Source organism: Virgibacillus sp. CM-4 (assembly GCF_000445495.1).
Lineage (GTDB): Bacteria > Bacillota > Bacilli > Bacillales > Amphibacillaceae > Virgibacillus > Virgibacillus salexigens.
In genome coordinates this window covers 208,441-232,558 of record NZ_AUQA01000007.1, presented here as the reverse complement: position 1 = coordinate 232,558, position 24,118 = coordinate 208,441, and the positions used below count along the sequence as shown (strand labels likewise).

The following is a 24,118-nucleotide window of genomic DNA, read 5'->3' as shown; positions in this document are numbered from 1 at the left end:
ACCCTTTACGAAGTTCCAAGCGTACGAAGCGGTTTATTCTTCAAATTATAGAGAGCAATAAATAGAATTACCAGTCCAGAGACCATAATAATCGTTAGAATCGATAGCCCCATAGCTATTAATAAAGAAGTTGCGATATAAGAAACCGGGATAAGCCCTGTAGATACAGTCATAAGCAGACTCATCATTCTCCCAAGCATACGTTTCTCTGTCGTTTCTTGCAAAACTGTAGTAATTGGAATATTAATTAGCTGCAATAAAAATGCCATCATCGCTACCAATACTGCTGTGAGATAAAGATAACTGGACATGCCAATACTAGTGTAAATACATCCCAATAATGCTAAACTTGTAAGCATAGTTATCCCAGGTTTTTTTAATTTTTTTGATGCTAAGAAGATCGCACCGATTAAGGCTCCTACCCCCATCGCAGTTTGTACGATAGCCAGACTAATCGAACTACTTTGAAAGATATCCTTTACAATGATTGGTATACCAATGGTATATGGACCTGTAAAAAAGAAGTTAATAAAAAATCCCATACTTACGATAGACAAAATGAGTCGATTCCTGCGAGCATACCTATATCCTTCTTTAAGATCTTCCCATGGCGAGGATACGATAGGTGTCTCTTCTGGTTTTAACCGGATAAAGATAACGGTAACGGAAGCAGCTAATAACATGACACAAGCTACAGTAAAAACCCCTTTGAACCCTAAGACTGCAATTAATGTCCCACCTAAGGCGGGACCAAAAATCGGACTAATTTGCATCGTCATTTGAATAAACGAATTCCCCCGCTGTAATTGATTCTCCTCTAGTACCATTGGTGTTAATGAATTTATAACTGGATAGCTGAACGCATCTGCAATACCAAATAATGCTGCTAAACCAATTAAATGCCAAGCAGATACTGCATCGAGATATAGTAAAACCAATAAAATAACAATTAAAAGCGCACGGGATAAATCCGAAATAAATAATACTGTTCGCTTATTATAACGATCTGCCACAATTCCACCCATTGTTAATAACAGCAAACGAGGAATGGAGGCAGCAAAGAATAACATGCCAAAGTAAAAGCGATTATCATTTAAAGAAAGCATTAACCATTCCGCTCCAATTAAATAAACATAATAACCAGGAGCAGAAAAAAGCGACCCTATAAATAAAAGTAGAAAATTCCGGTTTTTTAATATTGGTATTACCTGCTTTTCTTGAACAACAGCATCCATGACAAAAATCTCCCCCCTCGATTGATATAATGTTAGCTTACCTATATCCCAAAACGAGGGAAACCTACCAAGGGATGCTTTTCTATCCGCCCCTAGACTGAGCGTTGCTTTCTCATTAGAAACTGAAATAAATATATGCATGCAATTAAACATAAAAAGCCAATAAAGAACCCTGCCAAAACATCTGTCAAATAGTGAACATTAATGATATATCGACTAACTCCAATTAATAAAATAAGCAATGCAAAGAAACACTCAATAAACAATTTCTTCTTTGATGATTTAACCTTTTTTGAGAAAAAATAAGCTAATAAACCATAGCATACCATCGATATCATTGCATGCCCGGAAGGGAAACTATGTCCTTCTGCATTAGCTGCAACTAATATACTGGGACGTTCTCTATTGACTAGATGTTTTATTGCTACATTTAAATAATGTGTTGCTAATGTTCCTCCGCTAAAAACCAATGCAGGTAGCCAATTTTGGTACATCCGCCATAAGATCATGCCCATAATAATTACGAGCGGTATGGTAAAGGTAGATGATCCTAATTCGGTTATCCAACGGAAGATGCTGTACATCCCTGTGTTTGCTAATTGCTCAACCGGTTCTCTTGTCCATTGATCCACATAAGGAACTGCATTATTCATAATTCGGAAAATCCAATAGCCAATTATTCCAATCATAAATAATAAAAGAAGGAAAAGGCTAAAGCGAATTTTATCAGTCATTATACGGTCCCTCCTATTTCTTATATAATACCTTATTTTATGTTTCAAAAAAACCGAATAGGGAATGGATGAATAGATATACAATAACGATAAAAGGGTGAAGACAAATGGAAAAGGATTTACAAAACTTAATTGATGGATTAAATGAGGATCTTTCTAATGAATATGGCGCAGTAATTCAATATACTTACAGTGCCTCTGTAGTTTATGGGTTATACCGTTCCGCACTTAAACCATTTTTTGAAGCTGAGATTAATGATGAATTGGGACACGCCCTATACTTATCTGAAAAAATTAAATCACTTGGCGGAACTCCTACTACGAAAGCTGCTGAAATTCCTCAACCAACAGAGGTTAGAGAATTATTACAAGCAACCTTACAGTCTGAATCTGCTACAATTGAACGGTATGAAAAGCGTAAAAGACAGGCTGAAGACTTAGGATATACCGAGTTAGTAGTAAAATTAGAGGATTTAATAACAGATGAAACGCAGCATAAAGAGGAGATAGAGCGCCTACTTGCTGACCCTCGCTTATCGTAATCAAAAGACAGTTCGGTTTACGAACTGTCTTTTGATTTTAAAAGAATAAATAATTGTTTGTATTTTACTAATATATACTTTCTTCGCAGTCTTCTGGTGTTATAATAGTTAGAAAAACAGCTAGGAGGTCTTTTTGTGTTAGATCAAATACATCAATCCATTGATAAGCTTTATTCAGAAATGGTAGAAATCCGTAGATATCTACACCAATATCCAGAAATATCCTTTCACGAAACAAAAACAGCTGCATTTATTGCCGGTCATTATAAAAAGCTAGGTATTCCTTATGAGACAAAAGTTGGTGGCAACGGTGTAATCGCCACGTTAAAAGGGGGAAAACCAGGAAAAACAATTGCATTACGCGCCGATTTTGATGCATTACCTATCCAAGATGAAAAAGATGTTCCATATAGATCCAAAATTGACGGAGTCATGCATGCATGTGGGCATGATGGCCATACAGCTACATTACTTTCGCTTGCAAAAGTAATGAAGGATTACCAGTATGAATTACCAGGAACCATCCTCTTCTTACATCAACACGCAGAAGAATATGCACCGGGTGGAGCAAAACCAATTATTGAATCTGGTGCCATTGATCATGTCGATGCTGTATTTGGCACACACCTTTGGGCTACAACCCCACTTGGGGTACTGCAAACTTCAAAACAAGCATTCATGGCAGGTGCTGATCGCTTTGAACTAACCATTCAGGGTAAAGGGGGGCATGGCGCTTATCCTCACGAGACCAAAGACGCTATTGTTATAGGCTCACAACTTATTTCGCAACTACAGCAAATCGTAAGCAGACGAGTCGATCCACTCGACACGGTGGTCGTAACCGTTGGTATATTTGAAGCAGGTGAAGCTTTCAATGTCATTGCAGATAAGGCTAGACTAGTTGGTACTGTCCGTTATATAAATCCGACATTACAAGATAAAATCATATCAGAGATGGAAGCAATGATTAAAGGTGTTTGCACTAGTAATGATGCAACCTATTCATTTGACTATATTAAGGGTTACCCACCTCTAATTAACCACGCCAGTGAAGCTGAATTATTACTAGAGATCGCACGAAATATAGAGGATATAAAAGAAACACAGGAGGTTAATCCATCTATGGCTGGAGAGGATTTTGCCTATTATCTTTTAGAAAAGCCAGGAGCATTCTTTTTCACAGGTGCACAAAAACACGAAAACCCTTATCCTCATCACCACCCTAAATTTGATATTGATGAACGCTCGATGCCAATAGCAGCAAAAACATTAATTGAAGCCTATTATGCGTATCAGGAAAAATAGGCTTTTAAAAAAGCACATGAGCCAATGCTTCATGTGCTTTTAATTAATTTTTGCTTGACATATCCACGATGAAACAAAAAGCTAAATAAAACTCCTCCAACAAGTGTGAGCACGCCTCCGCTCCACTCCATCATTCCAAAAAGCAAAAGCGCATATAACATAGTCTGGATAATGGTTAATTGGAATAATAATTTTATAACCGATTCTTGCCTAATAGAAGTCTTGACTGGATATAGCTCAATCCACATAACCGTTCGATGATGATGATAAAGTGCCATCATCTGAAAACTGCTCAAATACAAAAACAAAATAGCGAACACAACTTTAAGCCACATCGGGGGTATAAAATAAATGATTAGCGCCCCAATAACAATTAGTCTGACATACATTCCTAAGTAATCGCCACTTCTAATAAAAGTAATTCGGAACAAGTAATCATAAGTATGCTTCTTTAGAAACGGGACATTGTTTACAAGCTGTACTAGCCATTGCCGTTTTTTGACTCGGCTTTTTAAATGAGGGACATCTGCGAACATATTTGCTAAACGATAAAACGCCTGCATTCTCATTTGATCTTTTTCAATTAATAAATCCCATACGATGCCAGGTTGTTTTCGTGAAACTTGATAATCATATAAAAATAAAGCGGCAAACAAGATAGAGATCATACCCGCTAACCACATACTGCCATCTACCATGAAATAAAAAACGGCTATATTAAGAACCGTTCGTACTGTTATATCAATCCTTCTTATCCCTGGTTCTCTGACCTTTAACATCCACCAATTAGCAATTAAATTTCCTAATTTGAACATCAATAGGACAACGACGGTTAGTAAATAAAAACTACCTTCACGCTCTGGATAAACGGTGGTGTATAAAGGGCCTAATGCAGCAGCAACTAATAAAACAAGATACAACTGAATGATAAAGCTATAGATAAGTGTATTCCTAAAATACCTTGTCATTTTATGTTCCGCAGCTATCAAAAAAACAAGATCCGGCTCTTTCAGCAGCGTGCGAACAGGACTATAACTTGCTACCAACCCAAATAATACTCCAATAATAAATGCGGTTGGAAAATTTTCAGGTATTTCTAGTAGCCATTTTTGATAATAAAATGCGAGAGCAGATACAAAAAAAAGCATAGCAATAGCAATATGTCCATTAAAGATATACCTTAGATAACGGCTTGTCTCTTTTAAGTGTGCAGAAAATCGTTGTTTAAAGAATAGATGTGAATCAAACATGATTATTTTCTTCCTTTGTTAATTGAACGTAAAGGTCATCAAGTGACGCATGGGGCATTGAAAAACTTGCCCTCAGCTCCTCAAGTGTTCCTTTTGCACGTATTTCACCTTCGTGAAGGATAACAAAACGATCACAGTAGCGTTCTGCGGTCGCTAAAATATGCGTGGACATTAAAACACCCGAACCATCTTTTTTCATCGACTCCATAAGTTGTAAATAAGACTGAATACCAAGGGGGTCTAGTCCTACAAATGGCTCGTCTACAATATATAATGGCGGTTCAATTAAAAATGCACACATAATCATTACTTTTTGACGCATCCCTTTTGAAAAATGAACAGGAAACCAATTTAATCGCTTCTCCATTCTAAATTCCTTCAAAAGTGGCTGTAATCTTTTTTCGAAAATGTGTTCAGGAATATCATATGCCATTGCTGTTAAACGTAGATGTTCATATAGCGTTAATTCATCATATAAAATAGGCATTTCTGGAATATAGGCCATTTGATTACGATAATTTTCATTATTCTCTTGAAAGGTTTTCCCATTCACCATCACTGTCCCTTTTTTGGGATGCATTAATCCAATTATATGCTTAATTGTCGTACTTTTCCCTGCACCGTTCAACCCAATTAAGCCAACAATTTCACCAGGATGAACATCAAAAGAAATACCATGTAATACATTTTTATGGGTATACCCACCAAAGAGATGGTTTATATGTAATAATGCTTCCACAAGTCGCTCCTCCTCTTCATCTAATCTTTATTTTATCATTTGTCTTGTTGAAAACCAAAATAAACTTTCCACTATTTTTCGACATCCTTATACGATTGAATTTTTTATAAATACCTTGTATAATCTCATCTATTTCGTACAAAATAATCGTGAAGGAATGAAGATGCAACAATGTTCACTTGAAACAAACAATTTGCGTGTAAAAACACAAAATGAGGTGTCAGCGATCGAAAATCTAATGTAAATGCGTGTATGCTTACACAAATTAGGTGTTAGTGATCGATATCTAACTGAATTTCGTGTACAAAAAACACAAAAATGAGGTGTTTGTGAACGGCAGTCTAATCAATGACCATTTTGAAACATATCTCTAAGAACGGAGATATGGAACAAAAAGGTTTTTGTAAGCATTTATGAAGCAATGCGCTTATGTAATGTTTACTTGTCCCCGCATTAGAAAATTGCATCTCATTCCTTTCAAGGGCTAGTCCATATGGGCTAGCTCGTTTTTTGACATAAATAATTCTTAGATGGATCCCTTTACAATAAGTTACATTACTATATACAATGAAAGAAAAAATGTATGAGAGGATTGGTGATAGAATGAGTCATGGAGATTGTGTTTTTTGCAAAATCATCGATGGAGAAATTCCATCTGCTAAAGTATATGAAGATGAACACGTATATGCTTTTTTAGATATTAGCCAAGTTACCAAGGGGCATACATTAGTTATACCTAAGACACATGTTAAAAATATTTATGAAACCCCTCCAGAAATAGCAGCAGCTTTATTTGAAAGAGTTCCTAAAATCGCAAAAGCAATCAAAGAAACATACCAACCAATTGGCATGAATTTATTAAATAATAATGAAAAACCAGCTGATCAATCCGTTTTCCACTTACATATACATTTATTACCTCGTTATGGAAAAGAAGACGGCTTTTCATCGAATTGGACTGTTCATTCTGATGACTATACATCAGAGGATTTACAGGAGATTGCAAGTAAACTAAACCAAGCAATGAACTAGTGTACAACCCTTGAAAAATCCACATTCAACTCTTTTTATTCCGTAAACTTTTTGATATAATAGTACTATATTTCCGCAACTGACAATAGTGTACAGTTGGGAACTTTAGTTGAGAAAAGCTGAGAAGAGGAGAGTTGACAAATGAATACGCGTATTTTAATTATTTTGTCTCTTTTGGTGGGGATAGGTGCAGTACTCCATGCAGTAGTGCCACCAGTATTATTTGGAGTAAAACCTGACATGTTGCTGGCAATGATGTTTCTAGGTATCCTTCTATTCCCTAAAATTAAATATGTAGCTATACTTTCTATTGCTACGGGTGTTGTATCAGCATTAACAACGACAGCTCCAGGGGGACAAATTGCTAATTTAATTGATAAACCATTAACAGCGATGTTATTTCTAGCAATGTTTATTGTAATAAAGGATCGAATGAACCCTTCGTATAGTGCACCAGCTCTAACAGCAGTTGGGACAATGATTTCCGGAGCCATTTTCTTGAGTACTGCCCTATTTTTAATAGGTCTAATGGATGGATCATTTATTGCATTATTTGGGATAGCTGTTTTACCAGCTGCTCTATTAAATACAGTCATAATGGCTGTTGTCTATCCGATCGTACAAAAAATTCTAAAGAGGTCACAGCCACTCATCATTACGTAATGAAAATCCTCTGACATGCTTGTCGGAGGATTTTTTAAAAAATACATAAGCTGTGATAAAAGGTTTAATATTACACTCTAAAGAGGAAAAGATATAATATGTGTAGAAAGGAGCGTATGATAAATGGCGAATAATAAGTCGTTATTTTTAGGTTTAATGGTTGGAGGTGCTGTAAGTGCAGCAGTTACATTATTAAGTACACCCGCTTCTGGGAGAGATTTACGTATGCAAATGAAAGATAGAAGCATCGAATGGAAGGATGTCCTTTTAAACTTAAAACAAGATGGATTACGCTTGAAAAAGCAAATTAAAGAAACTTCTCAAGAGGGTGCAGTTTTAATTAAAGAACTTACACAAGATATGAAACAATCGGTTAGTGATTGGAAGGCTACAGTAGAGCCGCATCAAGAAAGCATTCACCAATATTTAGAACAAATTGAATTAAGTTTAAAAGACTTAGAGGATAAAGTAAAAAAACATTAATAAGCTTGTAAGCATTCTTCCATCAGAAAATGCTTTCGTTTATTCAATAAAACAAGAAAAGAGCATCTCTATGCTCTTTTCTTGTTTTATTTTGCCTGTAAATCTTCAATTGAATCAATATCCATATATTCTGGTACTACAATTCCAATTTTTGCTCCTTCGAGATTTGGTCCCATATCGACAAAGTCATCTTTGAATTCATCATAAAAATCTTTATGTGTCATTGGCATCCATGCTGCTAACGTAGCATCAGCATCACCATTTGCGATCGCTTCAAAAACAACTGCTACGTCCACCGGAGTGATCGTAACTTCAAAACCTTTCTGGCGTAATACTTCTGCTACAACATTAACAGATGCACGCTCGGAATCCCAAGGCGTAGACACAAGTTCGATTGCCACACCATCAACATCTTCGACGCCTTCGGTCCAACTAGCTACTTTATCGGGGTTATCTTTCACCCATTGTTTAGCAACTTCAGCGATATCTTTTCCAGTTTCTGATGATTCATACATAATTCCTTCCATATCGTCAACGCTCCAGTTAAATTGATCAATTAATTTATAAGCGTTTGGCTTTTCCTCTTTCAATCCTTTTCGAGCTAATGATTTGATAACCTCAACATCCCCATAAATATTTTTCGGATCATCTAAATATTTAATGTTATCAAATTTAGCAAACATCCAATGCGGATTCCACCCTGTAACTACAATTGGTTCTTCATTAGCAATAGCATCTTCCAATTCTGTGACCATTGCAGCTGTAGACGACTGTTCTAGTTCCCAGCCTGAGAGCGAATCATATTGTTCAATTGCTTTTTCAGTTGTAACTGTAATTCCAGCTCCAGGCTCAATACCTGTAATTGTATAATCGACTGCCTCACTATAATTGGTTTGTTCTGTTGATCCTTCTGTATTCTCACCTTCAGAATCATTTGAACCACATGCTGCCAGTATACATACAACGATTAAGCTAAATAGTAAACCTGCTGTCTTTTTTACTTTGCTATTCACATAAACATCCTTTCTTTTGTTCATTGAAAGGCTGATACAAAAAAGTATCAGCCCTCCATCCATTACTCTACACCTTTTGTCCACGCATCAACTTTATCTTGATTTTCTTCAACCCATGCTGCTGCAGCATCTTCAGGTGTAGCTCCATCTGTGATTTCTAGCATAACTTCTTCCATATCTTCAGAGGTCCAGTTAAATTGGTCTAAAATTTTATATGCATTTGGCATATCTTCTTCTAAATCTTGACGCACCATTGTATCAATGGTTTCAGCTTCACCAAATGAACTTTTTGGATCTTCTAGATATTTCAAATCGTATTTAGCGAATTTCCAGTGTGGTGACCAACCTGTAACAATAACGTCTTCTTCATTTTCAATCGCCTGACCTAATTGCGTAGCCATAGCACCACTTGAAGAAGTTTGCACTTCCCAACCTTCAAGGTTTTCATATTCTTCCACTGCATCCTCCGCCGCTGCTACTACACCAGCGCCAGGTTCAATTCCAGTAATTGTTTGATCTGCTTGAGAATCTAAATCTTCAATACTATTTACATCCATGTATTCTGGTACAACTAAACCAATTTTTGCACCTTCTAGATTTGTACCTAAATCAACTACTTGATCGCCATAGTTTTCATACTGGTCAGCATGCGTACCTGGTAACCATGCAGCTACCATTCCATCTGCTTCGCCGTTAGCTACGGCTTCCCACATTACTGCATTATCTAATGGGGTTAACGTTACATCAAACCCTTGATCTTCAAGAACTTTACCAATGACATGTGTAGAAGCAACTTCCGTATCCCATTCTACATATGCTAGTTCAATTTCTTTTCCTTCTGATGAAGCTCCTTCATCAGAACTAGTAGATTCTTCATCTGACCCACATCCTGCTGCAAATAATGACAATGCAAGTCCGGCAGTTAAACCCAGACGTTTCCAGTTATTTCTAAACATAATACTAATCTCCCCTTTTAAAGTTGATATATATGGAAACTTTTCCTTAGAAAAGATACCAACAACGATTAATCTTTTTGTTTATTCATGTTTTGTGTAATACGATCAATTACAATTGCCAGGATAACAATTGCTAGTCCGGCAACAAATCCAGCACCTGCCTCTGCACGTTGTAGTGCTGAAAGAACATCTCTTCCTAAACCAGGTGCCCCAATCATTGAAGCAATTACTACCATAGATAATGCCAGCATAACGGTTTGGTTAATACCGGCCATAATTGTCGTTTTTGCCATAGGTAACTCTACTTTAAATAACTTCTGTGCACCGGTACTACCAAATGCCTCCGATGCTTCAACTAACTCATTTGACACCTGACGAATCCCTAGATTGGTAAAGCGTACTGTTGGCGGTGTTGCGAAAATTAATGATGCAAATACACCTGGAACCATACCAATTCCAAAAAATGCTACTGCCGGAATCAAATAAACAAACGCCGGCATTGTCTGCATAAAGTCAAGAATAGGTGTAATAATTGCAGAAGCAATTTTGCTTTTCGACATTAGAATGCCGAGTGGAACACCAACAATGACTGATAATAGACTAGCTAGAAGCACAAGTGTAAATGTGCTAATTAATTGCTCCCATAAACCTTGGTTATAAATTAACCATAATCCCACAATAGAGAAGGCTGCCAATCCAAATTTCTTACCAGAAATAAAGAATGCAATAATTGCAACGATAAGAATAATAATGACTGGTGGAATAGTATTTAAAGTTTCGGAAGTCATCTCCATGAAATTCCCGAAGTGTTCCTTGATAGGGTCGAATAAAAAGGAAAATTTATCCGTAATCCAATCTGTAGCAGAATTGGTCCATTTTGCAATTGGCATCTCTGGAACTATTTCTAATATGTTATTAAGCATCTAGATTCACCTCACCCTCACTGGATAATGCAGCAAGTACTGCCCCACGTACAATAATTCCAACTAATTTTTCATTTTCAACAACAGCTACAGGTATTGGCGAATCATAAATCAAATCAAAGATCTCATGCATTGGCGTTTCTTTATTTACACGTGGGATATCATTTTTCATGATATCTTGGAGATCTTTAATTTCTTTTTTCCGTGCTTCTGATGCATCGTCCGCTGTAATATACCCTTTGAGATTTCGCTTCTTATCAACGACAAAAATGCTGGAAAGTCCTTCTTCACGCATTCGTTCTAACGCAACGCGCGGCCCATGTTTTTCAATATTAATTGTTTCTGGACGCTTCATAATATGCTGTGCTGTTAAAACTTTGGAGCGATCGACATCTTCAACAAATTTTTCAACGTAATCATTTTCCGGATTAACTAATATTTCTTCCGGTGTACCAATTTGAACAATCGAACCGTCTTTCATTAAAGCAATTCGATCGCCAATCCGTAATGCTTCATCTAAATCATGCGTGATGAACAGGATTGTTTTTTGCATCTTTGTTTGTAAATCTAATAGTTCATCTTGCATATCTTTACGAATTAATGGATCCAATGCTGAGAAAGCTTCGTCCATTAAAAGAACTTCTGGATCATTTGCTAAAGCACGTGCAAGTCCTACACGCTGCTGCATACCACCAGATAGCTGATTTGGTTTTTGATGCATATAATCACCTAAACCTACCAATTCTAAAGCTTCCTGAGCTTTTTTTCGCCTTCCTTCTTTATCTACTTTTTGAATTTCTAATCCGTACTCGGCATTTTCCAAAATTGTACGATGTGGAAATAACGCAAATTTTTGGAAGACCATACTTAGTTTCTGACGACGAACTTCTCGAAGCGACTTCTTATCTAAAGTTAATAAGTCATCCCCATCAATTAATATCGTTCCTTCCGTTGGTTCAATTAATCGATTAATCAGCCGTACTAATGTTGACTTACCACTTCCTGAAAGCCCCATAATAACGAAAATTTCCCCTTGTTCGACGGAGAAAGACGCACGATTAACACCTACTGTGTTACCCGTTTCCTTTAAAATGTCGTCTTTTGATACCCCTTTATCCAAAAGCTTTGTTGTCTGCTTCGGATTTTTACCAAAAATCTTTGATAAATTTTTCGCTTCTATTACTGGCACTACTTTCACCTCTATTTTTCTATTTCAGCTTCTGAACATGATTATAGAACTACTACTTTCAGATCAGTACTGATACATACAAAGACGCATGAAAAACTATTTTCATTGATACATAGATTTTCACGAGCTCCGAACACAGTTTTTCATTTACTTTATCTACTATAACGGTTTTATTAATTCAATACAAACTTTAAATTCTTTTGGTTTTGTATGTATTTTTTATACAGTTAATTCTGTATAAAAAATACATACAATATCCTTTGTTTAGCTCTAAATTGCTTTAAAATTCGATATCATTACCTATTTTTAATAGATTAGGATATAGTGTAACCTTGATATATCAAGGCTTTAGGAGGATTTTATGAACAGACCTCAAAAAGAAACAATCATCAATGAAATTATGCTGGAATTATCAAAAACGGTAGAAATGTTTGGCCTGACCCCCTTAGAATCAAGATTATTTGCTTACCTATACTTAACTGAAAAACCAATGACGTTAGATGATATGGCAGATGCTCTTGGAAAAAGTAAAACATCAATGAGTACAAGTATTCGCGCTCTTTCAGATCAAAATTTAGTTACTCGTGTTTGGAGAAAAGGTGTTCGTAAAGATCTATACGAAGCAAATACGCAATTATTTAAATCATTTATGAATTCTTATATAAACAAATGGATTGATGCCGCAAATCAACAACGTGTTTCTCTAGAAGAAATTGAAAAACAAATGCATCAGTTACGATCATCTGAAGTCACAACGATTACACCTCGACTTAAGCAAATCATTTTATTTCATCAAGAAGTTGAGGATGTATTTAAAGAGATGAAACAGGATTAAAAAAGGAATAGAAAAGAAGATATGTGCTGATTACCTTCTTTTCTATTCCTTGGTTTGTTTTAAGATAGTTATAAATGTTTCCATTAAAGAAGGATAAACTCCTTCTTCTTTTAATGCATAAATGGTTTGATTTGGTTCTAGTTTCTCCGTAAGCATTCCTGCGAAATGAAGAAGCAAAGATGAAAAATCTAACAACCCTTCCTTTGTTTGCACCTCAAACTGTTGATTTAATAAGAATAGACGATCCATTAACTCAATGTATTCTGCTTTGGTTAGATTCCTTTCAATAATTAACTTTGTAAATGGGTATTTATCCATATCCATAATTTTAGACAGTAAATGTAAGTGAAAAGAAGCTGTTTCTGCTTCGTGATAATCTTTCATTATAAATCTTCACTCCTTCATCATTTCACACCTTTATCAACTTTTACATACTGTTGATAATAACTGGCAAACCCTTGCTTGTATAGGGATCCCACCCTCATTATTTTAAACTTTTCTTTACGTCAAAAAAAAGTATAAAAAAACTATTGATTTTTACCATTAATCGTACTATTATTCATGAAGGATAAAACTTCTAAGAAGCTTGGTTGGAGGGATCAAAAATGAATTGCTGGAAATCAATTAATCTTACAAAAGAATTCGGTCGAAACCGTTTATACCTTGTGTCTTTGCTAGTTGCACTAATCGCTTTTATCTTTCTATATGTTTCATTAACAATGGCTCAAGGGACGAATGATGTAAATGAATCAGGAATCATTCCATTCTTGCTTTCATTGGTTCTTTTACCAACCATTCATTCGTGTATGCATATCTTACCTTTGATCCTAATGAATAAGCGCATTAAAATTGTATTTAAATTAAGACATAAAATTTTTCCTGTATTTTATTATTATACGAAATATCACCTAACAAAAAAAGCATATTTCATTGTAAAATTAGCTCCTACCGTCTTGCTTACAATTCCTGGAGTAGTTGCTAGTTTCTACTTTACAGCGTATTCCGTATATATTCTCTTATTAACATCCGTAAATATTGGAATTGCAGTTATTGATATACTGTTTATTGCATATCTTTGGAATGCACCAAAACGGTCTTTAATCGAAAATAGAGAAGATGGAAATGGTTTTGATATACTTGTAAGAGCACATCAACATTAAAGGATTTGGTTCCATCGAACCAAATCCTTTCATTTTTTCTAATACTCTGCTCTGTTCATAATGTTAATCTTTTGATACAGTAGTGAATAGGATATTCTAGAGAGCTTAACTAATTATACAACAAAGACGTTATATAGAGAGCTTTAGTATCAGGGGGGATATAATGAATATTATCTTTCTATTATATGGATTTATTATTTTACTTATTTTTAATTCATTAACACATCAATTCTGTTTAAAAATGGAAATGGAATCTCTCAAGCAAGGAAAGATGTTCCGAATCATTAATATTATGATAACTGTACTGCTTGTATGTTCGTATGTAAGAGTAATGAATGTCATGGTATAGTTTTAAAAATACAGTTTTAGTTAGAACTGTATTTTTTACTTATTTATATGTTATATTTATTGTTAGGGGAGAATTATTGTACAAGCAGATTAGGAGTGTTCAAGTATGAAGAAAACAGCAATTGCTGTCACATTAACGGCAGGGTTAATTACGTTAGGTGCTTGCAGTTCAGACGGAGAAGAAGCAGTTGTAGAAACTGGTTCTGGTAATGTAACAAAAGAAGAATTCTACCAAGAATTAAAGGATCGTTATGGTGAAGGGATTCTTCAAGAGATGGTTACTATTGAGGTATTGGAAGATAAGTATGAAGTATCAGATGAACAAGTTGATGAAGAAATACAGAAAATGAAAGATCAACTTGGTGAACAGTATGATATGGCAGTACAACAACAGTTCGGTAGTGAGAACGCACTTCGTAGTGTTATTAAAATCAGTCTTCTACAAGAAGAAGCAGTTGCTGAAGATGTAGAAATTAAAGAAGAAGAAATTAAAGAATACTACGATCGAAAAAACACTGAAATTAAAGCTCAGCATATTTTAGTGGAAGATGAAGAAACAGCCAAAGAAGTAAAACAAAAGCTTGATGATGGTGGAGATTTTGCGGAATTAGCTAAAGAATACTCTACAGACGGGTCTGCTGAACAAGGTGGCGACCTTGGCTACTTCACAGCAGGCGATATGGTTGCTGAGTTCGAGGATGCCGCTTACAGTATGGAAAAAGGTGAAATCAGCGATCCTGTTAAAACAGAACATGGTTTCCATATTATTAAAGTAAATGATAAGCGCGAAAAAGAAGAAAGTATTGGTAAATATGAAGATGTAAAAGAAGATCTTCGTCGTGAGTTACTAACTCAAAAAATGGATCCTACCAAAGCTCAGGAAAAAATTGATAAAATTCTTCAGGACGCAAACATTGATGTAAAAATTGAAGAATACAAAGATATGTTTAAACAAGAAGACAGCAGTCAATCTGGAGAATCAAACGGTGGATCAGAAGATACTGAATCTCAAGAATAAACAATGAACTAAAAAGGCTAGCCACAATCAGTGGACTAGCCTTTTATTATGAAGTTTCTCTTGTTTGTTTTCGTTGTGCTTTCTTTTTTTGTTCCTCTTGTATTCTTTTCATGTATACTTCTCCTTCTTTCTCAATGAATTGTTGCTCAATTTTCTTTTCAGCGAGCATTCCACGGAATGCCATGAATCCACTAAGAAATATAAGAATAATCATGACGAATACCCACCAAGGCACTCCTAATATCATGGGTTTTATGCCTCCTTGTCCATCTCTCTAGTGAATATATATGAGAGTAGAAAGCAAAAAATACCCGTTACTTTTCGTTAATCTTCAAATAATGGTTTATAAAATGCCCGATTGTCCATTGCGAATAATCGCTCGGTAAACTCTCCTGGTTTCACTTTTTCGAGTGATCGATTTAACATATTTAATTTTGCATCCAATAGGTCAATTAAATGAAGAATCTCCGCTTCACGTACAAGAGGAGGTTTAGGACTACCCCACTCTGCTTTTCCATGATGGCTTAAAACTAAGTGCTTTAATATCAAAACTTCTTCTTCCTCTTCTACTTGTAACTCTTCAGCCATCAGACCTATTTCTTCAATCATCATGGGAATATGTCCAAGTAACTTACCTTCTAATGTATAAGTGGTTGTTACCACACCTGATAGCTCTTTTATCTTACCTATATCGTGAAGAATAATTCCAGCATATAGTAAATCTTTATTTAGCTGTGGATATAATTGATGTAGTTCCTTAGCAATTGCAAGCATACTAACAATATGATGAGCTAAACCAGAAGCATACTCATGGTGATTCCTGGTTGCAGCAGGATATGTTAATAGTGCCTCCTGATATTTCTTAATAAAAGCTCGAACAATCCGTTGTAATGTGGCATTTTGCATTTCAAAAATGGCTTCTGTCAATTTCTCTATTAGCCTATCTTTTTCGATTGGTGCTTTTTCCACAAAATCAGAAACATGTACGTCATCTGTCGGTTGCGAAGGTCGTACAGATAATATTTTTAATTGTGGTTTACCTCGAAATTGACCAACTTCTCCAGCTAGTTTCACAATCTGTTCAGGGACGAATAAGCTTTCGTCTTCTTTACTAGCATCCCATAATTTGGCTTCAATCTCTCCAGATGCATCACGCAGCATTAATGTTAAGAATGGTTTCCCGTTACTGGTTAGCCCTTTGGTTGCTTCTCTTATTAGTAAGAAACCGTCATAAGCGTCACCAACACTTACATGTCCAATTCCTTTTTTAACATCATTTTTCATATTTACTCCTCCCCGTTACCAAATAATTCAATCCAACTGTAAACAAAAAGAGATTGACATCAACTAATTATAGTCAATTTAACTGCCAATCCCTACCGTTCCTTAGTTTTTAGGAATATAATCGAAGATTTTTCCAGATTCAATGACCTGAATGAATTTCATTAACCAGGTATAATAATTCTGCGCATACCGTAATCGATCAATGTCCCGAGTAATCTTCAGCTTTAGCTCTTCATCTGTTGTTTCTTCATAAAGTTTCTCCAATTCGTAAATAGCTTCATCTGCTTCTTCAATATTTGTTTCTGTATGATGACGCCAACGGTTACCAAATAAAGAGGTAAAAGATTTATACCAATCTTCTTCTGATTGATATAAATCCTTCCGTATGCCCCGCTTAAATGTTGATTCAACCATCTTCATATCGGATAATGATCTTACTCCTGTTGACATACTTGTTTTACTCATTTCTAACGCATCTCGCATATCATCCAACGTCATTGGCTGATCTGCAAAATATAATACACCATATAACCTTCCGACTGATGAAGTGATACCATATAGGTTCATATTCTTCGCGATAACTTGTATAAACTTCTCAATCGTTTCATCATATATTTCCCATTCTTTTGATTCTTTTTTCTCTGGCAATGGATGTCCCTCCACCTGCATTAATAATCTGCAAATAGTTTATCATTATTTGTTAATGAATGCGAATAGAATTTTGTAGCTTTATAAAACTTTTATTATCTGCAGTATCAGCAACTTCCTTTTTACATGTAAAAATAATAACCTGCTGATCATTCGCAATACGGTTAAGTAAGTGAACCATTCGCTTTGTACGTATCGAATCAAAATGAACAAATGCATCGTCAATAATAAATGGCAATGCATGCTTTTCACTCATACTTTTACTTACAGCTAAACGTAAAGAAACATACAATTGATCAACCGTTCCTTTAGATAGTTCACTTAAATGAAATCGAGTGCCGTTTTCATTCTCGACTATAAACGTTGAGTCATCTACAGGTGGAAAAACGTGAACATAAATTCCTCCTGTTAATTCTTGAAAGTAATCCGTTGTTAATTCCATCACTTTATTTAAATACTTGTTACGATAAGTTCTTTTTGTTTGTAAGAGAATTTCCTTTGCTGATTTCACTACTGCCCACTGCTCTGCCTGCTGTTTCAGTTTTTCTTTTTCAAACTCCAACTCATGCATCAATTGAGAAATATTATCCGAACCTTCTATAGAGGTAATCTCAGCATTAATATCTGCTAAATCCTGTCTTTTTTTGTCAAGATCTGTAGTACACTGTTTCATTTTTTCTTGTACTTGGTCAAGTTGAAGTTGTAATGTATGTTCATCCCTGACATTCTGTAGCATATGTTGCCAATCTTGTTCTGCATCAATGGCAGATAGCTGTTGATACAGCGAATCTTTTTTTTGTAAAAGATCTTGTTTTTCTTTTAATTCCCTGCTCTTCTCATAAAAAGCTTCCTCACTATTTACGCCAGCAAGCTTATATAATTTTTCTATTTCCATTTGATGAGGCTGCAGTTGCTGTTGGAGCTGTTGTTGTTTCTCAACAGCATCCTTTTTATACGTTGTTAAATACGTCATTTGCTTCGTTGTTTCATGATGATTATCTAATAGTTGATGAATCCACTCAAACTTTTGTTTAATTGATTTATTTTTCATTTCCCGATTTGCTTGCTCAAAAAACGTATTTACCTGTTCCTGGATTTGTTCTAATTCGCATATTATTTTATTGAAATTTGCAGCTATATCTTGAACTTGCTTATCCATTCGTATCACGGACTTTAAACGATAGTATAATTCTGGCCAAAATGAAGTTTCCATATTACTCAAAAAGGGGTACTCCAACTGTTGGTCCTGAACCTGCCTAGCTATTCGCTTTTCTCTCTCTGCTGTTTGATAGGTTTTTTCTTCCCATTTTAAGTATTGAATTTCTAGCCCCTTTAATTGTTCTTCAATGGCATCAATTTGATTTCTATATTGGTGTTGTTTCTCAAGATCAGCCATTATCATTTCCCGTTCGCTTTCATTTATCTCGTTCGTCCTTATGGGCATGTCATCTTCGTGCATGAACGCATGATCCATTTCATGTATGGAATGACGTTGAAAAAACCATTGACCCATACCTAAAAGCACTAGAAGTAGTGAACTAAAAATTGATACAGTATGTGTTCCTAGTATGCCAAACATACCAACTATCATTCCAATAAAAACTAACCCTATCAGTATGTAATTTGCTGCTTTTCGTTTGCGGACTCGTTGCTTAGCCCAATCATTTTGTTGTTGTTCTTTAAACGTTTTTAGATAATTTTTGGCAGCAAATTCATCTACAGCTTGCAGCTTTTCTTGCCACTCATGAATCTTATTATCTGAATGTAATTTTTCCTGTAGTACGGACTTTTGCTGCTGCAAATGGTGACGTTGCCGATCGATTTGATTTTGCTCTGTTTGTAATTGTTCTTTTTCCAAAGATATTTGTTCGGAATCGACCTTTATTTGCTTCCATGTTTTTTCTGTTTGAAAAGACAGGGCCATTGATACAAGCTCTTCCCTGCTAATATGGAGATCTAGTTCCTCTAACTCTTTATCCACTTGTATTTGCTGTTTATCCTTATCTGCTTTATGTTTATTCTGTTCACTTATTAAGTGATCGTATCTTTTCTCTGCTTCTATCATTTTCTCTGCTTGATCTAGAATACTCTTTTCGAGTTGATGCATTTGCAGGTTTTTAATTTTCTGATCATATTTCTTTTCATTATCTTGTAAGATAGCAAGTTCACTCTTTAATGGAAGCATTTTTTCTTTCCATTTTTCTAAACGGGTTATTCCATCTTCAGGGAATGGAATATGTTCAGGAAAATCTTCCAATTGTTTCGATATCGTTTTATACATTTGAATCGAAGGCTGGGCATGTTGCATTTTCCCCAAGAATAAACGGTCATTCGTTAACTTTTCCAACTTTTCTTTCGTAGCTGTAATTGCTGTTTTCATGTTATTGGCTTCTGTTTTCTTTTGATAATAACTTGCTTCCAATTGTTTGTATTGATCTAAACGGATTTGCATATCTTGTAACTTGGATAGCTGCTGATTAATCTTTGGTTTTTTTCCGTATGGCTTAAATAAATCACCCATTTTGTCATCTAATCGTCTTTCAATTGCATATAGATTCTTAGATCCCGTTAATCCAATCCCGAGAATAACTTCACCTAATTCATTTTCATTCATCTCGGAAACCTGTGACAGGTCGTTTGCAGAAAAGGAAAATACAGATTGATAAGAAGCATATGTCATTCCTTGCAATCGGTTCTTTAACCATTGTTCATCTTGTTGTATACCGTCAGATGTATAACATTTAGCTGCACCGTTATCAACTTCGTGAAATCGTTCAATTGTAAACCTAATCCCCTTATCTTGCACCGTCAGTCTGCCACCCAATTTGCCACTTGTTTTCGGTCGATAGAATTCTCTTTTTTTAGGAGGAAGACCGAACAACATAAATAAAATAAAGGTATGTAGGGTTGATTTTCCAGATTCATTCTCACCAAATATATAAATAGCATTGTCACTAGAAAAATCAATCGTGTAGTCAACCCACTTCCCAAAACCAAAAATCGTTGCTTGTTCAATAAACATCGGTTACCCTCATTCCTTAAAAAACTCATGAATCAATAATTCTTTTGCTTCTCTTTTTATCTGTTGTTCCTGTTCATCTGTTAAACGTTCGATAAACCTTCTAGCTCGCTTTTGCTGATATAGTTCTGTTACAAGCGATGAAATGGTTTGGTTATCTGCTTCATGTAATAATTCACTAATGAAATGTTCCCCTTTATACCATTCAGGGTTTATCGTAGTAGTTTTCAAGTGGATAGAATAACGAAATAGATATATCCAATGATCCTTCTGTATACATGATTCATTAATTAAATCTATTACTTCTTCTATTCTGCCTTCTTTATCCCACTCTACTACCTGGTTACCTGTACCTTCCAAGTGAATATCGATTAATTGAGGCACAGAAAATGATTGCTTTGTCAGTTCATCTAAGATCTTTTGTTCTATTTCTAATACTGATTTACATTCTGACACATTTATCGTTAGCGAATTTATTTGGAATGCTTGAAGTGGAATAAAAGACAGCTCTGCTTTTGCATGTGACAATACAACATGGTAACAGCCTTTAGCTCCAGTTTCTTTTCGATGACGCCCTTGGGTATTTCCTGGATATACAATAGGTGGATCTTCCTTTAAAATTTCTCGCTGATGAATATGTCCTAGTGCCCAATAATCAAAGTCCTTTCTTGATAAATCCCGTACTTGAAATGGAGCATATACATCATGATCTGTATTACTTTGCACACTACCATGGAGCATCGCAATATGAAATGGAATCGATTCGTTCTGTTTTTCGTATTCCGATGTTTTATTTGCATGTACACTTCGATTTACATAGCTAAAACCATATATAGCTGCCATGGCTTCACCATTTTTTTCATAGACGATTGAATCAACCGTGTCTTGGGAAAAGATGGTAACATTATCTGGATACGTTACTGGATGCTTATTCCCTTTTATGTAATCATGGTTACCATAGGATAAATAAACAAGTATTTGATGTTGTTGAAGCAATTCAAAAGCCTGCTTTAATCGTATTTGTGCTTTAATACTTTGTTTTTCATTATCAAATAGATCTCCCACCAGTAAAACAAAATCAACCTGATGATGAATTGCTGTTTGCACTAATTCATCCAATGCGGAAAATGTACTTTCTCGTATCATCTTAAATAAGTTGCTTGGTGTTTGAGATAATCCTTTAAAAGGGCTGTCCAAATGCAAATCTGCTGCATGGATAAATGATACTTGTTTTAACAATAACCACACCTCCATCTCCCATTATTTTATCAAACCCCATGACAGAATGCACGTTCGTACGCCTGGGGCCACTATTGGATCTGTTTCTGCATTAACATAAAGCTCTTCATAAAAAAGGACGTAGAAAACAGAATGTTTTCCTACGTCCTATCCATGTAGCTTAATACCATACTGCACTCTTATTCCTTCTTTGATAAAGCGAGTGCCTTTTTAAAATCTTTCAACGAGTTAGACTTGCCATACATTAATACGCCGCCTTTATAAACTCTAGCTCCTACAATAGCCAATAAAGTGATTGTAGCTACTAAAATACCGATAGATAGAGCAATTTCCCACACAGGAATATCTAACATACCTACACGTAAGAACATAATCATTGGAGCAAAAAAAGGTATAAATGAAGTGATTTTAACAAGATTGGATTCAGGTACACTTAATCCAAATATTGCAATGAAAAAGGCAATCATAACAAGAAATATCATCGGCATAATTAATTGCTGTACATCTTCAATTCGACTTACTAATGAACCTAACATAGCCGCAAGGGTAGCATATAATAAGTAGCCTAGGATAAAGAACACAATGGCATAAATGTAAACAGAAACGGAAGTGTCACCAATTCCAAAGGTAGAGAATATCCCTTCTGTCAGTTCATCCTGTTTTGTGGTAATTAATGTATACCCTACGATTAAAAACAGACTGATTTGTGTTAATCCGACAAATGCAGTACCGATAATTTTTGCAAACATATGGGTTACTGGAGAAGCACTTGAAACCAATATTTCCATCACACGTGATGACTTCTCCGTCGCGACATCTGTTGCGATCATATTTCCATAGGTAATTACAGCCATATACAGTAGGAATAGCATGATATATACAATGCCTCGGGCTTGATTTAACTCATCACTTGTTTTTGCTGATTTATCCAATGCAACGGTTTCAAATTGTACTGGTGCATTAATGTTTGCTAAGGTTTCAGTATCAATATCAGCCTGAGTTGTCGCATATGTAACTTTCAGTTGTTGGATATGCTGCTGAATGGCTGCTTGATTGCCTATTTCAGAAATATTATTTGCATAATAAATAGCCTCTGGTAATTGCTGTTCATTCATGTCTAACACAATCAGCGCCTGATATGTTTCATCTTTAACAGCTTGTTTTGCCTCTTCTTCCGAACCATCATATTCACTTAATTTCACTTCTTCACTTGACTGGTTCATGCTTTGCGATAAAGGATCATATAATTCGTTCGAATAATCAATTACAGCTACCTCATCATCTTCTTTACTGGAAAAAGTTTCTATAATTGATTGTATATTAACCAGCCCTACAATTAATAATAGTGTAATAACTGTACTAATAATAAATGATTTCGTCTTGATTCGAGTCATAAATGTATGCCCAAGAATAATCCAGAACTTATTCATACGAAGCACCTACCTTCGCAATAAAGATATCATTAAGAGACGGTTCTTCTAGTTCGAATTTGCGGATAAAGCCTTTATTCTGTAATTCCTGAAAAACCAGCTGTGATACATCCTCATTTTCAATTTCTAGGCGGCACCCCTCTGTTGTCTTACGAAACCCTACAACACCAGGAAGGCGTTCCAAAAATTCTAATGGAAATGCAGCATGCACAATTAGATTTTTCTTGCCATAGGAACGCTTGATGTCCTGTAATGAACCCTGCACAACTTGTTTCCCCTTTTGCAATATGCAAAGATGTTCACATAGTTCTTCCACATGTTCCATGCGGTGAGAAGAAAATACAATTGATGTTCCATACTCTTTCAAATCAACAACAGCTTCTTTAAGCATTTCTACATTAACTGGGTCAAGTCCAGAAAATGGTTCATCTAGAATTAATAATTTCGGTTGGTGAATAACAGCTGAGATAAATTGTATTTTCTGCTGATTCCCTTTCGATAACTCTTCTACCTTCTTGTTCAAGTATTCTGGAACTTTAAAACGGTCTAACCAGCTATTTAGCTCTTTTATAATCTCCGCTTTCTTCATACCACGAAGTTTTCCAAGATAGACAATCTGTTCTTTAACTGTTAACTTTGGATACAACCCCCTTTCTTCAGGTAAATAGCCAATTAAGTGACTTTTATCATAATGAATGGATTGTCCATTCCATGAAATGTCACCAGTTGTGCTATCCAACAGCCCTAATATCATACGAAAGGTTGTTGTTTTACCTGCTCCATTTCCTCCAAGAAAACCATACATTTCTTTTTCAGGGATCTCTAATGAAAGATGATCTACTGCGGTATGATTTCCAAACTGTTTTGTTACATTAGTCAATTTAAGCATGGTCTCTCCCCCTTTTCTATTTGTAGTACGTAAATGATTGGAATCATGTTTCGTACATTCTTTCTTTTCCCCAGCTTAACGTGCTGCGAAAGAAACAGAATATAACCATTTGATTAGGAAGGTTTTTGTTATTATATGTCGAATATATATAGTATTGAATTCACTTCAAGGAGGAGCGTAATAT

General features: G+C 35.4%; 25 protein-coding genes. 9 read left to right on the top strand and 16 right to left on the bottom strand.

Annotated features, from left to right (window positions below; translation table 11 throughout):
• Positions 1-5: 5 nt before the first annotated feature.
• Both M948_RS39970 and M948_RS39965 read right to left on the bottom strand, forming a co-directional pair.
• Positions 6-1,235, bottom strand: a complete 1,230-nt coding sequence (locus M948_RS39970) for an MFS transporter (protein ID WP_021292219.1) — start codon at positions 1,233-1,235, stop codon at positions 6-8.
• 92 nt (positions 1,236-1,327) lie between these two features.
• Positions 1,328-1,969, bottom strand: a complete 642-nt coding sequence (locus M948_RS39965; RefSeq protein ID WP_021292218.1) for a phosphatase PAP2 family protein — start codon at positions 1,967-1,969, stop codon at positions 1,328-1,330.
• A 107-nt stretch (positions 1,970-2,076) separates the two neighbouring features.
• On the opposite strand from M948_RS39965, the gene M948_RS39960 reads away from it, so the two are divergent.
• Entirely contained in the window at positions 2,077-2,511 is a 435-nt protein-coding gene (locus M948_RS39960; RefSeq protein WP_021292217.1) for a ferritin-like domain-containing protein, read from the top strand.
• Between the two features lie 135 nt (positions 2,512-2,646).
• On the top strand, positions 2,647-3,816 hold the full coding sequence (locus M948_RS39955; RefSeq protein WP_021292216.1) for a M20 metallopeptidase family protein: 1,170 nt from the start codon (positions 2,647-2,649) through the stop codon (positions 3,814-3,816).
• Positions 3,817-3,845: 29 nt separating this feature from the next.
• Here the strand turns inward: M948_RS39955 and M948_RS39950 are convergent, their stop codons facing one another.
• Together M948_RS39950 and M948_RS39945 are read right to left on the bottom strand one after the other, a co-directional pair.
• Positions 3,846-5,066 carry an ABC transporter permease gene (locus M948_RS39950; protein WP_021292215.1) on the bottom strand — a complete coding sequence of 407 codons (1,221 nt, stop codon included), beginning with the start codon at positions 5,064-5,066 and terminating at the stop codon, positions 3,846-3,848.
• Entirely contained in the window at positions 5,059-5,805 is a 747-nt protein-coding gene (locus M948_RS39945; protein ID WP_021292214.1) for an ABC transporter ATP-binding protein, read from the bottom strand. The genes M948_RS39950 and M948_RS39945 overlap by 8 nt, the downstream gene beginning before the upstream one ends.
• 603 nt (positions 5,806-6,408) lie before the next feature.
• On the opposite strand from M948_RS39945, the gene M948_RS39940 reads away from it, so the two are divergent.
• From M948_RS39940 to M948_RS39930, 3 genes are all read left to right on the top strand, one after another.
• Complete coding sequence (locus M948_RS39940) at positions 6,409-6,837, top strand: HIT family protein (RefSeq protein ID WP_031335769.1); 429 nt, start codon at positions 6,409-6,411, stop codon at positions 6,835-6,837.
• Positions 6,838-6,978: 141 nt separating this feature from the next.
• The gene (locus tag M948_RS39935) at positions 6,979-7,500 is read left to right on the top strand and encodes a tryptophan transporter (RefSeq protein WP_021292212.1); all 522 of its coding nucleotides are present in this window, start codon (positions 6,979-6,981) and stop codon (positions 7,498-7,500) included.
• Positions 7,501-7,623: 123 nt separating this feature from the next.
• Positions 7,624-7,983: a YtxH domain-containing protein gene (locus M948_RS39930; RefSeq protein ID WP_021292211.1), complete on the top strand. Its 360-nt coding sequence runs from the start codon at positions 7,624-7,626 to the stop codon at positions 7,981-7,983.
• Between the two features lie 86 nt (positions 7,984-8,069).
• Here the strand turns inward: M948_RS39930 and M948_RS39925 are convergent, their stop codons facing one another.
• The 4 genes from M948_RS39925 to M948_RS39910 all read right to left on the bottom strand — a co-directional run bounded on the left by M948_RS39925 (position 8,070) and on the right by M948_RS39910 (position 12,064).
• Complete coding sequence (locus M948_RS39925) at positions 8,070-8,996, bottom strand: glycine betaine ABC transporter substrate-binding protein (protein WP_041203217.1); 927 nt, start codon at positions 8,994-8,996, stop codon at positions 8,070-8,072.
• A gap of 62 nt (positions 8,997-9,058) precedes the next feature.
• The gene (locus M948_RS39920; RefSeq protein ID WP_021292209.1) at positions 9,059-9,952 is read right to left on the bottom strand and encodes a glycine betaine ABC transporter substrate-binding protein; all 894 of its coding nucleotides are present in this window, start codon (positions 9,950-9,952) and stop codon (positions 9,059-9,061) included.
• 68 nt (positions 9,953-10,020) lie between these two features.
• Positions 10,021-10,875, bottom strand: a complete 855-nt coding sequence (locus tag M948_RS39915; protein ID WP_021292208.1) for an ABC transporter permease — start codon at positions 10,873-10,875, stop codon at positions 10,021-10,023.
• Entirely contained in the window at positions 10,868-12,064 is a 1,197-nt protein-coding gene (locus tag M948_RS39910) for a quaternary amine ABC transporter ATP-binding protein (RefSeq protein WP_021292207.1), read from the bottom strand. The genes M948_RS39915 and M948_RS39910 overlap by 8 nt, the downstream gene beginning before the upstream one ends.
• 361 nt (positions 12,065-12,425) lie before the next feature.
• Between M948_RS39910 and M948_RS39905 the strand changes: the two genes are divergently transcribed.
• The gene (locus M948_RS39905) at positions 12,426-12,899 is read left to right on the top strand and encodes a GbsR/MarR family transcriptional regulator (protein ID WP_021292206.1); all 474 of its coding nucleotides are present in this window, start codon (positions 12,426-12,428) and stop codon (positions 12,897-12,899) included.
• Positions 12,900-12,941: 42 nt separating this feature from the next.
• Here the strand turns inward: M948_RS39905 and M948_RS39900 are convergent, their stop codons facing one another.
• Positions 12,942-13,283, bottom strand: a complete 342-nt coding sequence (locus tag M948_RS39900; RefSeq protein WP_021292205.1) for a DUF1878 family protein — start codon at positions 13,281-13,283, stop codon at positions 12,942-12,944.
• Between the two features lie 221 nt (positions 13,284-13,504).
• Here M948_RS39900 and M948_RS39895 point away from each other — a divergent pair, with 221 nt between their 5' ends.
• From M948_RS39895 to M948_RS39885, 3 genes are all read left to right on the top strand, one after another.
• The gene (locus tag M948_RS39895) at positions 13,505-14,059 is read left to right on the top strand and encodes a DUF3267 domain-containing protein (protein ID WP_021292204.1); all 555 of its coding nucleotides are present in this window, start codon (positions 13,505-13,507) and stop codon (positions 14,057-14,059) included.
• Positions 14,060-14,222: 163 nt separating this feature from the next.
• Positions 14,223-14,408, top strand: coding sequence for a hypothetical protein (locus M948_RS39890; protein ID WP_021292203.1), 186 nt, complete (start codon positions 14,223-14,225; stop codon positions 14,406-14,408).
• Between the two features lie 105 nt (positions 14,409-14,513).
• Positions 14,514-15,425 (top strand): peptidylprolyl isomerase, encoded by a 912-nt coding sequence (locus M948_RS39885; RefSeq protein ID WP_021292202.1) that lies wholly within the window; start codon positions 14,514-14,516, stop codon positions 15,423-15,425.
• 46 nt (positions 15,426-15,471) lie between these two features.
• On the opposite strand, the gene M948_RS39880 is transcribed toward M948_RS39885, so the two are convergent.
• The 7 genes from M948_RS39880 to M948_RS39850 all read right to left on the bottom strand — a co-directional run bounded on the left by M948_RS39880 (position 15,472) and on the right by M948_RS39850 (position 23,934).
• The gene (locus M948_RS39880) at positions 15,472-15,672 is read right to left on the bottom strand and encodes a sporulation YhaL family protein (protein WP_021292201.1); all 201 of its coding nucleotides are present in this window, start codon (positions 15,670-15,672) and stop codon (positions 15,472-15,474) included.
• A gap of 77 nt (positions 15,673-15,749) precedes the next feature.
• A complete protein-coding gene (gene yhaM / locus M948_RS39875; RefSeq protein ID WP_021292200.1) occupies positions 15,750-16,709 on the bottom strand; it encodes a 3'-5' exoribonuclease YhaM in 960 nt (319 codons plus the stop codon).
• A gap of 102 nt (positions 16,710-16,811) precedes the next feature.
• Positions 16,812-17,357, bottom strand: a complete 546-nt coding sequence (locus M948_RS39870) for a GbsR/MarR family transcriptional regulator (RefSeq protein ID WP_021292199.1) — start codon at positions 17,355-17,357, stop codon at positions 16,812-16,814.
• Positions 17,358-17,409: 52 nt separating this feature from the next.
• Positions 17,410-20,379: an ATP-binding protein gene (locus tag M948_RS39865; RefSeq protein ID WP_021292198.1), complete on the bottom strand. Its 2,970-nt coding sequence runs from the start codon at positions 20,377-20,379 to the stop codon at positions 17,410-17,412.
• Positions 20,380-20,388: 9 nt separating this feature from the next.
• Entirely contained in the window at positions 20,389-21,624 is a 1,236-nt protein-coding gene (locus M948_RS39860; RefSeq protein ID WP_231378705.1) for a metallophosphoesterase family protein, read from the bottom strand.
• Between the two features lie 170 nt (positions 21,625-21,794).
• Positions 21,795-23,045 (bottom strand): ABC transporter permease, encoded by a 1,251-nt coding sequence (locus M948_RS39855; protein ID WP_021292196.1) that lies wholly within the window; start codon positions 23,043-23,045, stop codon positions 21,795-21,797.
• A complete protein-coding gene (locus M948_RS39850; protein WP_021292195.1) occupies positions 23,038-23,934 on the bottom strand; it encodes an ABC transporter ATP-binding protein in 897 nt (298 codons plus the stop codon). Before M948_RS39850 ends, M948_RS39855 begins: the two co-directional genes overlap by 8 nt.
• Positions 23,935-24,118: the final 184 nt, after the last annotated feature.

Coding starts and splice junctions, on each gene's coding strand:
- M948_RS39970 (WP_021292219.1), bottom strand. CDS start 1,235: ATGGATGCTGTTGTTCAAGAAAAGCAGGTAATACCAATATTAAAAAAC.
- M948_RS39965 (WP_021292218.1), bottom strand. CDS start 1,969: ATGACTGATAAAATTCGCTTTAGCCTTTTCCTTCTTTTATTATTTATG.
- M948_RS39960 (WP_021292217.1), top strand. CDS start 2,077: ATGGAAAAGGATTTACAAAACTTAATTGATGGATTAAATGAGGATCTT.
- M948_RS39950 (WP_021292215.1), bottom strand. CDS start 5,066: ATGTTTGATTCACATCTATTCTTTAAACAACGATTTTCTGCACACTTA.
- M948_RS39940 (WP_031335769.1), top strand. CDS start 6,409: ATGAGTCATGGAGATTGTGTTTTTTGCAAAATCATCGATGGAGAAATT.
- M948_RS39935 (WP_021292212.1), top strand. CDS start 6,979: ATGAATACGCGTATTTTAATTATTTTGTCTCTTTTGGTGGGGATAGGT.
- M948_RS39930 (WP_021292211.1), top strand. CDS start 7,624: ATGGCGAATAATAAGTCGTTATTTTTAGGTTTAATGGTTGGAGGTGCT.
- M948_RS39920 (WP_021292209.1), bottom strand. CDS start 9,952: ATGTTTAGAAATAACTGGAAACGTCTGGGTTTAACTGCCGGACTTGCA.
- M948_RS39915 (WP_021292208.1), bottom strand. CDS start 10,875: ATGCTTAATAACATATTAGAAATAGTTCCAGAGATGCCAATTGCAAAA.
- M948_RS39905 (WP_021292206.1), top strand. CDS start 12,426: ATGAACAGACCTCAAAAAGAAACAATCATCAATGAAATTATGCTGGAA.
- M948_RS39900 (WP_021292205.1), bottom strand. CDS start 13,283: ATGAAAGATTATCACGAAGCAGAAACAGCTTCTTTTCACTTACATTTA.
- M948_RS39895 (WP_021292204.1), top strand. CDS start 13,505: ATGAATTGCTGGAAATCAATTAATCTTACAAAAGAATTCGGTCGAAAC.
- M948_RS39890 (WP_021292203.1), top strand. CDS start 14,223: ATGAATATTATCTTTCTATTATATGGATTTATTATTTTACTTATTTTT.
- M948_RS39885 (WP_021292202.1), top strand. CDS start 14,514: ATGAAGAAAACAGCAATTGCTGTCACATTAACGGCAGGGTTAATTACG.
- M948_RS39880 (WP_021292201.1), bottom strand. CDS start 15,672: ATGATATTAGGAGTGCCTTGGTGGGTATTCGTCATGATTATTCTTATA.
- yhaM (WP_021292200.1), bottom strand. CDS start 16,709: ATGAAAAATGATGTTAAAAAAGGAATTGGACATGTAAGTGTTGGTGAC.
- M948_RS39865 (WP_021292198.1), bottom strand. CDS start 20,379: ATGTTTATTGAACAAGCAACGATTTTTGGTTTTGGGAAGTGGGTTGAC.
- M948_RS39855 (WP_021292196.1), bottom strand. CDS start 23,045: ATGAATAAGTTCTGGATTATTCTTGGGCATACATTTATGACTCGAATC.
- M948_RS39850 (WP_021292195.1), bottom strand. CDS start 23,934: ATGCTTAAATTGACTAATGTAACAAAACAGTTTGGAAATCATACCGCA.